General features: G+C 39.7%; 16 protein-coding genes. 7 read left to right on the top strand and 9 right to left on the bottom strand.

Annotated elements, in window-relative coordinates; translation table 11 throughout:
* Positions 1–9: 9 nt before the first annotated feature.
* The 5 genes from CYJ36_RS20895 (at position 10) to CYJ36_RS20875 (ending at position 3,758) form a co-directional block, all read left to right on the top strand.
* On the top strand, positions 10–609 hold the full coding sequence (locus CYJ36_RS20895) for a response regulator transcription factor (RefSeq protein ID WP_308315388.1): 600 nt from the start codon (positions 10–12) through the stop codon (positions 607–609).
* 87 nt (positions 610–696) lie between these two features.
* Entirely contained in the window at positions 697–1,383 is a 687-nt protein-coding gene (locus CYJ36_RS20890; protein WP_101569188.1) for an SIMPL domain-containing protein, read from the top strand.
* Between the two features lie 274 nt (positions 1,384–1,657).
* Entirely contained in the window at positions 1,658–2,740 is a 1,083-nt protein-coding gene (locus CYJ36_RS20885) for a PQQ-dependent sugar dehydrogenase (protein WP_257962582.1), read from the top strand.
* 15 nt (positions 2,741–2,755) lie between these two features.
* Positions 2,756–3,145, top strand: coding sequence for a hotdog fold thioesterase (locus tag CYJ36_RS20880; protein ID WP_101569187.1), 390 nt, complete (start codon positions 2,756–2,758; stop codon positions 3,143–3,145).
* Positions 3,146–3,194: 49 nt separating this feature from the next.
* Entirely contained in the window at positions 3,195–3,758 is a 564-nt protein-coding gene (locus CYJ36_RS20875) for a GNAT family N-acetyltransferase (protein WP_257962581.1), read from the top strand.
* Positions 3,759–3,839: 81 nt separating this feature from the next.
* Here CYJ36_RS20875 and CYJ36_RS24180 read toward each other — a convergent pair whose 3' ends face one another.
* From CYJ36_RS24180 to CYJ36_RS20835, 9 genes are read right to left on the bottom strand one after another with little or no spacing between them, the layout of a single operon-like run.
* Positions 3,840–3,992: a hypothetical protein gene (locus CYJ36_RS24180; RefSeq protein ID WP_219621143.1), complete on the bottom strand. Its 153-nt coding sequence runs from the start codon at positions 3,990–3,992 to the stop codon at positions 3,840–3,842.
* A gap of 7 nt (positions 3,993–3,999) precedes the next feature.
* A complete protein-coding gene (locus tag CYJ36_RS20870; protein WP_101569186.1) occupies positions 4,000–4,683 on the bottom strand; it encodes a DNA alkylation repair protein in 684 nt (227 codons plus the stop codon).
* A 35-nt stretch (positions 4,684–4,718) separates the two neighbouring features.
* On the bottom strand, positions 4,719–5,078 hold the full coding sequence (gene mnhG, locus CYJ36_RS20865) for a monovalent cation/H(+) antiporter subunit G (protein ID WP_101569185.1): 360 nt from the start codon (positions 5,076–5,078) through the stop codon (positions 4,719–4,721).
* Positions 5,062–5,346 (bottom strand): Na(+)/H(+) antiporter subunit F1, encoded by a 285-nt coding sequence (locus CYJ36_RS20860; RefSeq protein ID WP_101569184.1) that lies wholly within the window; start codon positions 5,344–5,346, stop codon positions 5,062–5,064. Before CYJ36_RS20860 ends, mnhG begins: the two co-directional genes overlap by 17 nt.
* A complete protein-coding gene (locus tag CYJ36_RS20855) occupies positions 5,346–5,822 on the bottom strand; it encodes a Na+/H+ antiporter subunit E (RefSeq protein WP_101569183.1) in 477 nt (158 codons plus the stop codon). Before CYJ36_RS20855 ends, CYJ36_RS20860 begins: the two co-directional genes overlap by 1 nt.
* 5 nt (positions 5,823–5,827) lie before the next feature.
* The gene (locus tag CYJ36_RS20850) at positions 5,828–7,309 is read right to left on the bottom strand and encodes a Na+/H+ antiporter subunit D (protein WP_101569182.1); all 1,482 of its coding nucleotides are present in this window, start codon (positions 7,307–7,309) and stop codon (positions 5,828–5,830) included.
* Positions 7,302–7,643: a Na(+)/H(+) antiporter subunit C gene (locus tag CYJ36_RS20845; RefSeq protein ID WP_101569181.1), complete on the bottom strand. Its 342-nt coding sequence runs from the start codon at positions 7,641–7,643 to the stop codon at positions 7,302–7,304. The genes CYJ36_RS20850 and CYJ36_RS20845 overlap by 8 nt, the downstream gene beginning before the upstream one ends.
* On the bottom strand, positions 7,643–8,080 hold the full coding sequence (locus CYJ36_RS20840; protein WP_101569180.1) for a Na(+)/H(+) antiporter subunit B: 438 nt from the start codon (positions 8,078–8,080) through the stop codon (positions 7,643–7,645). Before CYJ36_RS20840 ends, CYJ36_RS20845 begins: the two co-directional genes overlap by 1 nt.
* Positions 8,077–10,467 carry a Na+/H+ antiporter subunit A gene (locus CYJ36_RS20835; protein ID WP_101569179.1) on the bottom strand — a complete coding sequence of 797 codons (2,391 nt, stop codon included), beginning with the start codon at positions 10,465–10,467 and terminating at the stop codon, positions 8,077–8,079. The genes CYJ36_RS20840 and CYJ36_RS20835 overlap by 4 nt, the downstream gene beginning before the upstream one ends.
* Before the next feature lie 225 nt (positions 10,468–10,692).
* Between CYJ36_RS20835 and CYJ36_RS20830 the strand changes: the two genes are divergently transcribed.
* Entirely contained in the window at positions 10,693–10,902 is a 210-nt protein-coding gene (locus tag CYJ36_RS20830) for a hypothetical protein (protein WP_142382731.1), read from the top strand.
* A 400-nt stretch (positions 10,903–11,302) separates the two neighbouring features.
* Positions 11,303–11,860, top strand: coding sequence for a DUF5366 family protein (locus CYJ36_RS20825; protein WP_101569177.1), 558 nt, complete (start codon positions 11,303–11,305; stop codon positions 11,858–11,860).
* Positions 11,861–12,002: the final 142 nt, after the last annotated feature.

Raw genomic sequence — 12,002 nt, 5'->3', positions numbered from 1 at the left:
ACACCCCGTATCATACCAAGAGGGCTCTTTTTTGTTCAAGTGCCCGAAAATCCTTCTAACAGGAATGCTCCTTATACCATTGATGTCATTCAGCAAATTAGCTTTAATGAATACGATGTTGTTTTAATGGATATGAATCTTGGGGATATAAATGGCATGGAGCTATCCACTGAAATTATTAAGCATTCTGAGGAATGCAAAATTATTTTATATACAGGCTATGATGTCGAAGATTATTTTGACGAAGCGATTCGTCTTGGCATACACGGAGCAATCAGCAAAACGGAGACGAAGGAAAAAATTCTTTCCTCTATCAGACATGCTTTGAATGGCGATGTCGTCGTGCCATATCCATACTTAAAGGCGTTAATCCTGCAGCAAAAGCATAAGAGCAGCGTGTCTCAAAATGATACTGAGTCTCTAAATGACCGGGAGAAAGCGATTCTTCAAGAAGTTGAGAGAGGGTTAACAAATCAGGAAATTGCAGACAAGCTCCATTTAAGCAAGAGGTCGATTGAGTATAGCTTAACCTCAATTTTTCACAAGCTGAATGTAGGCTCACGAACAGAAGCTGTGTTAATCTCTAAGTCAGAAGGAATTATTGATTAGTGTGCAAGAATTAAACTTGCGCACTTTTTTTTATTGGTACGACATATAGATGTAAAAGAGTGTTCTATTCCGAGAGGAGTGTACTGAATGTATTCAATGTATGGACAGCCATTTGATCCATCTTATCGCGGAAGGGAAAGAGAAAGCAAAACAAAAAATATGATATCCGTTCGCGGTACAGGAAAAGTGGAAGCAAAACCAGATTCCGCAACACTTCAAATTGCGGTAACTACAACTAATAAAGATGCAGCCGCAGCTCAGCAGGAAAATAGAGTCCGTATGAATCAGCTGATTCAGGCATTAACTTCAATCGGGATCCAAAAACAGCAAATTGAGACCATCTCCTATACTGTTTTCCCCCAATATGATTATAGCGCTGGTTCAGAACCGATTTTAAAAGGATATGAAGTGACAAATACGATCTCCATCACAACTCAAAATCTGGATCAAATTGGACAGATTTATGATACTGCTTTTGCGAATGGAGCAAACCGTGCAGATCGAGTGCAATTTTCCCTTTCCAATCAAGAGATGTGGATCAATGAAGCATTGAACTTAGCTGCAAAACAAGCACTGGATAAGGCAGAAGCAATTGCCCAATCCTATCAGCTCAAGCTGCAGCGAAAACCTGTAAAAATAACAGAGGAACCGAGAGGATTTTCCCCAATGTCTAAAGAATTAAGTCTAGGTGTGCAGTCATCTGAACAAACCCCGATTTTTGTCAGTAAAATTGAGATTATTGCTGAACTAACAGTGGTGTTTACGTATCAATAAAGATGTTTACAAAACTTAAACACCCTCTCAATATCACCATCACAAACCTTCGTTAAGATGGAGTCTATATATAGATTCAAGTGCTGGAAAGCGCTTTCTTTTTTGGGAGGTAACGATGGACGTGATGGCGGTATTGCCTGTTTTATTCCTCATGCTTATGTATTTTGTGTTTGCTGTATTTGTGCTTAAAAGGTAAAAGGTTCGTTCAAACAAGCATAAATACGTGAACCATTTCTTATTTTTCGTTAAAATTATAGGAAATGATGAATAAGAGGTGATTTTCCTGAGGATTGCATGTTTTCTCATACTTATCAGTGTTTTCATTGCCGGATGTCAGTCAGACCAAGATGGAAGTATACAAAACGAAGAAGCAGCTGGGCAGTCACAGGCGCAAGATACGGAAAGTGTTTTAAAAAACATGGACGTACCATGGTCTATAGCAAAGAGCGATGAAAATTTTTATTTAAGTGAGCGGACAGGACAAATCGTAAAATGGAATCGTGATTCAGATGAATTGGTGATTCAAAAGCTTAATTTGAAAAAAACACTGCATCTAGAAGGGGAAGGCGGATTCCTCGGCTTGGAGCTTGCATCAGATTTTAAAGAGAGTAAGCAAGCCTATGCTTATCATACATATAAAGAAGAAAACACTGTGAAAAACCGAATTGTAATACTTGAGGAAAAGAACGGCCAATGGACCGAAATAAAGGTTGTACTAGAGGATATTCCAGGAGCCCAGTTTCATAATGGCGGGCGCATCAAAATTGGACCAGACAGCAAGCTTTACGCTGCAGCTGGAGATTCGTTAAATCCAGAGCTCGCCCAAAACAAAGATTCTCTTGCAGGGAAAATCCTCAGGATTGAACCTGATGGATCTGTCCCAGCGGATAATCCATTCCCAGGATCATATGTATATTCTTATGGCCACCGTAATCCTCAGGGGCTCGCATGGGACGAGAGAGGCACTCTGTTCAGTACAGAACATGGTCAGTCTGCACATGATGAAATTAACAGGATCCAGCCAGGAAAAAATTATGGCTGGCCAGTAATAGAAGGGGACGAGCAGAGGGAAGGAATGGAGACTCCTCTCTACCATACCGGTGATGAGACATGGGCGCCATCAGGCATTGCCTATAAAGAAGGAAAGTTGTATGTAGCGACATTATCAGGAAAAGCGGTTAAGACGTTTGAAGTGCACACAGGGGGAGTTCAGACGTACCTCGACGGATGGGGCCGAATGAGGGATGTTATGATAGAAGATGATGATTTGTATGCAGTGACCAACAATCGGGATGGCAGAGGAAATCCTGTTAAAGAGGATGATCAAATGCTGCTGAAAAAATTAACCGCACAATAGAGGGGGAAGAAAAAAATGGAATACAATGTTGAAAATACGCTGCTGAACTCACTTGGAATTGATATTAAAAGCATCACAAATGATGGAGTCGTTGCTACAATGCCAGTAGACGACCGGACAAGACAGCCTTTTGGAATTCTGCATGGCGGTGCATCTGTAGCGCTAGCTGAAACAGTAGCAAGCATAGGGGCGTATCATTTAATCGACCAAGAAACAGAGATGTGCGTTGGCCTTGAGATTAACGCGAATCATATAAGAGGCAAGCAGGATGGCTTCGTCACTGCACATGGAGTTCCTGTTCATCGCGGCAAAACGACAATGGTTTGGGAGATTAAGATTGTAGATGAAAGAGAAAGTCTGATTTGTATTTCAAGATGTACAATGGCAATCTTGAAGAAGAAATAATAAAATTTTTCTTAGGCAATTTTTATTATCAAAATAGGAGATAAAAATGATGAAGCCGATTAAGAGGTTCCCAGTTCTAAAAACGGAACGGTTTATTTTAAGAAAACTGGATGAGAATGATGCAGAAGAAGTATTTGCTTATTTTTCTGATGATGAAGTGACCAGATTCTATGACCTCGAAAGCTTTACCGATATCAGTCAAGCAATTGATGTAATCAATCGATGGTCAGCAAGGTTCCTTGAAAATGAAGGATTCAGATGGGGAATTGCGGTAAAAGAAACGAACAAGATCATAGGCAGCTGCGGCTACCATAACTGGGCAAAAGAACATAACAAAGCAGAAATAGGTTTTGAAATAGACCGATCGTATTGGAAAAAAGGCGTCATGACAGAAGTGTTAATGCCAATATTAGAATTTGGCTTTAGCCAAATGGATTTAAACCGGATTGAAGCTTTTTATGATCCAGCTAATATAGCTTCAAAATCATGCCTTGAAAAAGCGGGCTTTATATTTGAAGGGATCATGAGGCAGGCTGCATTTGAAAAAGGGGTATTTTGTGATGCTGCAGTTTGTTCGATTTTAAAAGATGAGTACATTAAGGAACATAATTGAGTTGACTTTAGTTCGCAAAGTTGTATTGCAAAATCGGATTAAACAGGAATGCAAGTTTGGCTTGGCCAAAAAAGCAGCCGGTCAAAACTCTGACCTGTTTTGCAAATCGTTATTTTTAGAAAAAGTATATAAATTTGCGCTTTGATGGCGAGCGGAATCGCCCAACTCCTCGGCCAGAACAAATCCGCAGGAAAAGTCAAATCCGGACTTTTCTGCCGGATTCTTATCTGTCATGCCTGCGCTAAACAGGCGTTTGCGCATTTCTTTTTGACAAATGCTTCATTCCTTCACGTTTGCTTAAAGGAGCCAATTCATTTTCAGAAATAAATGAGTGAACAGATTCAGGGTTCGTTTTCGAGTATTCTCTTAAAGCCCATCCTATCGCTTTTTGAATGAAAAATTCCTTTGATGAAGATAGATTCCGTATTACATTGTACAGCGAAGCTTCATCCGTTTCTTGCTTATATTTCAATTGATAAAGAATAGCTGTTCTTTGCAGCCAAAAATTTTCACTCACTGCCCATTTGTCTAAATGTTTTTCCTTCAATTCGGGGTGCTTCATCACAAGCGGACCGATTACATTCGATGCGATGAGATCCACTGTATCCCACCATGAGACAGTTATAATCAGATCCTTGATCCATTCAATATCCTGCGGGTGCAGCTTCTTTTTTTCAAGCACAAGGATGTCCATTGCCGCATATAAGAGTTCTCTTTCTTCAAACGACCAAAGCTTGAGGATTGTTTCTTTCAGCTGATCAGGACGACCGTGCTCCATAAGGAATTGCTTTGTGATCTCTTTTCTTTCAGGTGATTTAATTCCAAGGAACCGGAATTGGTTACGCATGTAATTTTCCATTGAAATAGCTTTTTCAAGGTCTGCATGCTGTAAAAAAACGTCTCTAAGGTTATTTGCATAGTGCATACATCAGCATCTCCTTAAAAAAAGGATGAGAGCGCTCATCCTTTTACACCTTCTTTTTTCCGATCTTCTTTTAAATCATCCTGCACACTTTTCTCCCATAGCGGCACTTTCGTATTATAAGCAGCTCTCATGATGAGATGGCCTGCAACTGGAGCAGTCATAAAAACAAAGACGATTCCTAGAATGATTCGTGCATTCATATGTCCTTCAATCAGCCAGAAATAGAGAAAGACACCCAAGAGGACGCTGATGACACCAAGTGTCGCGCTTTTTGATGCTGCGTGATTACGCGTATACGCATCAGGAAGGCGGACAACGCCATATGCTGCAACAAGGCTAAGCAAAGCACCTTGAAGGATGAAATACCCAATAATGATTTTAGCGATTACGATCATTTTCGATAATCTCTCCCTTCTCTAGGAATTTTGCAAATGCGACTGTACCAATAAATGTCAAAATCCCAAGCACCAAAATGACCTCAAGAAATGCATTCGTTCTTAACACCACTGAAATAATGGCTGTAATGCCAATCAGGTTAATTCCAATGGCATCAAGCGCGATGACCCGATCGGGTGTTGAAGGACCTTTAATTAGCCTGTATAAATAGAGCACAGTTGATAGAGCAATGATCAGAAGTGATACCTTAAGAACAATATCCAGCATTAACGGCTCACCTCCTGAATGGCTTTTTCAAATGTATTTTTAATATCTTTTCTAGCTTCTTCCGCATCCTCTAAATCCATTGCATGAATGTAGAGAAAGCGGTTATCGTCTGATACTTCAACTACAAGAGTTCCAGGCGTTAGGGTAATTAAATTTGCCAGTATGGTAATTTCCCAATCTTTTTTCAGCTCTGTTTCAAGCTTAAAAATGCCGGGACGGGCATTGATTTTAGGCGCAAGCACTATTTTCAAAACAGCGATATTGGACATGATAAGTTCACGGTTGAAAATATAGATGAGGTTAATAACCGCGAATACATTCCATAAATAAAACCGGTGATGGAAAAAACGGCGCAGGGCAAAAATCATCAGCAAGCCGAAAAAATAGCCATTAAAAAAGTCTTGAACAGAGTATTCACCCTTTAAAAACATCCATATAAACGCAATTGAAAAGTTCAATAAAATTTGAAAGGCCATATCATCTACTCCTTCAGCACGGCTTGAATATAGATTGATGGATCAAGCAGCGTTTCAGCAGCTTGTGTGATATATGGTGCAGCTGCTTCTGTTCCAACTCCGAATGCGATAGAGAGTGCTATTAAAATGGCAATTGGATAGAGAAGTCCTTTTGTTGAGCCTTTCTCTTGATCTTTCGTAAGCTTCACTTCACCCCAAAAGCCATTAATGAAAATTTTCATAATGGAGTAGAGAACAAGCAAGCTTGATAAAAGCACAAACAAAGCAAAGACGTATTCGCCGGCTTCAAAGCCGCCCTGCACGATTTTCAGCTTTCCGACAAAACCGCTTAATGGAGGAATTCCTGCAAGCGAGATTGCGGAAATAAAGAACATCCAGCCAAGGAGCGGATGTTGTTTCAGGAGCCCGCCCATTTTCTTCAAATCGCTTGTACCTGTGATCACAATCATCACACCTGCAAGCATAAAGAGTGCGCCTTTGATAATCATATCATGGATCAAGTAGTAAATAGCTCCTTCAATCCCAGGTGAATTAAAGACGGCAACTCCAAATAAAATGACGCCGACTGCGACGATAATATTGTAGATAACAATCTTCTCTACATCCCAATAGGCAACAGCTCCAATCACTCCGAAAAGAATTGTCAGAACCGAGAGCCAGGCTAAAATCTGATGAGTATAGCCTGTATCATGAATGAAAATCAGCGTATAGACACGCGTAATGGAATACACGCCAACCTTAGTTAAAAGAGCTCCAAATAAAGCTGTAACAACGGCTGGCGGAGCTTGATAGGAACCTGGCATCCAGAAATAAAGAGGGAAAATAGCGCCTTTCATCCCGAATACGACCAGAAAGAGAATGGCTATAACCGTCAGAATCCCTGATTGTCCGTTATCACTGATTATTTGACTTAAATCCGCCATATTTAATGTACCTGTTACTGCATATAGATAGGCAACTGTTATGACGAATAAAGCAGAAGAAAATATATTAACAATGATATATTTAATAGATTCTCTCAGCTGAGGCTTAGTTCCGCCTAAAACAATAAGGACGTACGAGCTCATAAGCATAACTTCAAAGAAGACAAATAGATTAAAAATGTCTCCTGTTAAAAAAGCGCCGGTTACTCCAGTCAGCAAGAACTGAACGGCTGAATAAAAGTAAAACCGTTCTCTTTCAGCACCGATTGAACGAAAGGCAAACAGGATGGACACAAGCCCAATGATGCTAGTCGTTAAAACAAGCAGACTTGAAAACATATCTGCTACAAACACGATACCGTATGGAGGGGCCCAGCTGCCGATTTCCACCGTTAGAATCCCGTTCGTTTTTACCTCTTGAACGAGCAGTAGAGAGATGATAACGGCAGTAATTGACGCAATCACGCTTATCCATTTTTGGATGGTTATATATTTATTGAAAAAGATTAAAAGAATACCTGCCAATAATGGAACAATGAGAGGCAGCATCACGATATTATTCATTATGATCATTTCCCCTTAACTGATCCATATCATCGCTTCCAAGTTCCTGATACGCTCTGTAAGCTAAAACAAGCAAGAAGGATGTAACACCAAAGCTAATAACAATCGCCGTTAAAATAAGAGCCTGCGGCAGCGGATCGACATATGATGAAGCTTCCTCGCCAAGCAAAGGTGCGGCGCCTTTTTTCAGTCCGCCCATTGTGAGAATTAATAAATGTGCTCCATGACTTAACAAGCCAGTCCCAATAATGATCCGAAGCAAGCTTTTTGAAAGCATTAAATAGGTTGCAGCCATAAATAAAATACCAACAACTATCGACATTAAGATTTCCATTATTCCGTCTCTCCAATCGTTTGAATAATGGTTAAGGTAACGCCGATCACGACGAGATAAACACCGAGATCAAATAAAACAGCTGTAGCAAGCTCCGTGTCGCCCAAAACAGGAAGATTAACATGGCCGAATGTATGAGATAAAAAAGGTACATCGAAAAAGAATGAACCTATTCCGGTTAATACAGCTATCAGCAGCCCTGATGCAGCCAGGTTAATATAATTAACAGGCAATACATTAATGACTGTTTTCACATCGTAAGCGAGCAGCAAAAGCACGATTGCAGAGGAGGTCATCAATCCCCCGACAAATCCGCCGCCGGGAGTATAGTGTCCGGCAAAAAAGAGATAAATGGAAAAAATAATGATGATGAAGAAAACAACTTTTGTAACAGTCTGCAAAATCACATCATTCGTTTTGATATGTGTTTTTTTCATCCTTCCTCCCCCTTTGCCATCCGTAATTTGACCATGCCATAGATGCCAAGTGCGGCAATGCCAAGAACTGTAATCTCAAATAAAGTATCAAAGCCGCGAAAATCAACAAGGATAACATTGACCATATTTTTACCGCCTGCTTCTGTATAGCTGTTTTCAATAAAGTAAGAAGAAATCGTTTCACGTACACGGCTGCTGTTGGCTGAAATTGCGACTAAAGTGACAATCAGTCCTACACCAAAAGAAATAATGAAGTTTACTAATCGAAATTTAAGTTTCTTTTCTTTTTTCTTTAGCTCTGGCAAGAAATAGAAGCAGAGCAGGAATAAAGCGACAGAAACCGTTTCAATTACTAGCTGAGTCAGCGCAAGATCGGGTGCACGGAACAAAACAAAAAATAAAGCTAAACTGTATCCTACCGAGCCGAGGGCGATGATCGCAGTTAGTCTGGATTTCGAAAATAAAATTGTAATCGTACCAAGCACCATTGATAACGCAAGGACACCTTCATAAATGCCAATATCGGCAGTTCCGTCTAAAGTGAATGAGAAGCCGCCTTTAATTGCCATTGTCGCTCCTGTAATGCCGATCAGGAAAACAAAGATGTATGCAAGGTAATCCCTAATAAATCCCGTCATATAAAAGCGTGTTAATTTGTTTGAATAGCGTTCCATTCCGACTAATGAAGCATCATAAAATTGATTAATCGTAAGTTTGCCTGGGAACAAATCGTATATTTTGCGCCATTTTCCAAGTGTCACATATCCGATTGCACCAAGTATGATTACACCGATAGTCATGTACAGTTCAGGTGTAAAACCGTGCCAAAAGGAAATCTCAACTTCGAATTTTTTTCCTTCAGGGAGAAGGGAAGGCATAATTGATTCTACGGCTGGCTCAATCAGTGAATAAGACAGCAAATTCGGGAAGAAACCGAAAATCACCACTAGAGAACCAAGAATGATTGGAGAAATCAGCATGCCGAGCGGCGCTTCATGCGGTTTCTTTGCAAGTTTTTCAGGCTGATAAGGCCCTGTAAATGTTTTGAAGACCAGCACCATGCTGTATAAAAATGTAAAGATGCTTGCAACCCATGCTATTACAGGGAATAAAAGCCCCCATGTCTCCATATTGAAGATATCCATTTTTGTCACGTTAATCATGCCGGTAAAGAACATTTCTTTACTTAAGAACCCGTTAAATGGAGGCAAGCCCGCCATTGAAAAAGATCCGATAACCGCAATCGTGAACGTGATTGGCATAAAGCTCATTAAGCCGCCAAGCTTCCTGATATCACGTGTGCCAGTCTCATGATCAACAATTCCAGCAACCATAAAAAGACTCCCTTTAAATGTTGCATGATTGATCAAGTGGAAAATGGCTGCTACCGTAGCAATCGTATAAAAATGATCATCAAGTGAATCGTAATGAAGAGCGGCCGCGCCAACCCCGAGCAAAGACATTATTAATCCAAGCTGACTCACCGTTGAAAAAGCCAGTATTGCTTTTAAGTCGGTTTGTTTAACAGCATTTAACGATCCCCAGAATAACGTGATAAGACCGAAAATACTGACAAGCCAAAACCATTCAGCTGTCATGGCAAAAACAGGACTGAATCTTGCAACAAGATAGATCCCGGCTTTAACCATTGTTGCAGAGTGAAGATAAGCACTGACAGGCGTCGGGGCTTCCATTGCATCTGGAAGCCAGACGTAGAAAGGGAATTGAGCAGATTTTGTAAAAGCTCCAAGCAGGACAAGCACCAGTGCTGGAACAAACAGCTGGTCATTTATAACATTTGGAACAGCTTCTATCATTTCACGAATGCTGAACGTGCCTGTCATTAAATAGAGCAGCACAAAGCCGCCAAGCATTGAGAGTCCGCCAAAAACAGTTATCATCATTGATTTAAGTGCACCATATCTTGATTTTTCTCTATCATACCAATAGCCGATCAGTAAGAAAGATGAAAGACTGGTAAATTCCCAGAAGGTATAAAGCACGATGACGTTATCAGAAAGAACAACGCCAAGCATAGCCCCCATAAACAGCAATAAATACACGTAAAAATGATTTAATTTTTCTTTTACTTTTGACAAATAATAAATAGAGTACAGAACGACAAGTGCGCCGATTCCTGTTATTAATAAGGCAAACAGCAGACCCAGTCCGTCCACATAAGCTGTAAAATTAATCCCTAAAGAAGGAATCCAATTAACAGTAGATTGAACGGTCTCACCGATAAATCCAAGAAAATAAACGAACAAAACAATCGGCAAAATCAGTACAAACCAACCAGTATGTATTCTTCTGAAGTATTTATAAAGGAAAGGTATCAGAATGGCCAGGAGAAATGGTGAAATGATAGCCGTATGTAATAACGTCATGTTTGAACCTCCTTACGAGAATTTCATGGTCATAAGAACCTAAATTAATTATAACGTAAAATTTCTGTTCTTGCATTCCTCGCATTCCTATTATTGACCACGTTTACACGATCTATTAAATAAGTAGAAATGTCAGGAAATGAACCAAAAAATAACTGCATTTTTCCATTCTGGCCAGGTATATTTTATTTATTTGATGAACATCCTAAAAATGAGGTGATCCATATGAATACAAAAAAGATCCTCGCTGCATTCGTCCTATTTTCTGCAATGTTCAGCAGTGCCTGGTTTGCAAATGAAAAAACAAAACGAACTTACATTGAATCAGGTTCGTATGATCAAAGCAAAGAAGATCCCTTTTACATGTCGAATGAAGAAAAGAGATTGCTCGAGAAATTTAAGCCGAGAGAGTACATTCGAATCGTGAATAAGTAAACAGAACGTCTAATGGGATGACGTTCTGTTTTGTGTTTATTTTTAGGAATTTATAAAAGGTAATAGATTGTGGATAATAAAATAAAGTTATCTGCGTCCAGCTACGGCGCCTAACCTCGGTCAGAACTGAGGTGCCTGTGCTGACCAAGGACACTGCACTTTTGTTTAGAGATAGGAAAGTATAAAATTTTGTGCATTGATATCTAGCTCCATCGCCCAACTCCTCGGCCAGAACAAATCCGGCAAAAAAGTCAAATCCGGACTTTTCTGCCGGATTCTTATCTGTCATGCCTGCGCTAAACGGGCGCTTGCGCTTTTCTTATTATCATTTTTTTCTTGTAACCAGTAAGGCTCTCGTTCATAATGGATGAGTATTCTACCAAATTAGGAGATTCATGGAATGAAAAATACATATTTTACGAGTTATTTTCCGTTGATTTCAATTTTGCTTTTCAGCGCATCACTTTCCATTTCTACTGTTATGACAGTGGTAAAGCAGCTGCAGAGACTTGGGGTATATGGGGGAATGCTCGAATTTTTTTCTGAAAATGGAATTAATTTATCGCTGTTTATCGTATTTGCACTTATTTATTTTATGATTTTCTCGGCTTTGAAACTTATTGCCGACACAGTGACTGAACTTTCCCTGCTGTTTTTTTCAAAAGATGCAGATGGCGAAAGCTTAAAGAAGATAAGACTGGGTTCTTCCTTCTTCCTGATCGCATCCGCACTTTCTCTGCTTCTTGTAAAGTATGGGGCTTTTATTATCGCCGTTTTTCTGCTTGCAGCTCTCTGCTATTTCGTATTTGTTGTCTATCAGTTCAGCTTTTCCTTAACCTCACTTTCTTTAATTGGACTCGTGTTATTTCATGTGCTTTTCTGGTCGATTTTTCTGTTTGGCATTCTTTATATTTGCATGAGATTATATAATAGTGTGTTGGCGAGTCTGCCTGTATAGCAAAAGAAGCCCTTCAGCTAGTGATGGGCTTTTTTTTAAGGTTGAAAATCGGAATTAATCCCGAAATTTTTCTTTATATCACATAAAAATCCAAAAATAATGGACAAAAAATCAAATATAACGCCCAAAAATCTCAAAATAT

Source organism: Bacillus sp. UMB0893 (assembly GCF_002858905.1).
Classification (GTDB): Bacteria; Bacillota; Bacilli; order Bacillales; family Bacillaceae; genus Bacillus_P.
This window is presented reverse-complemented; position numbering and strand designations above follow the sequence as displayed.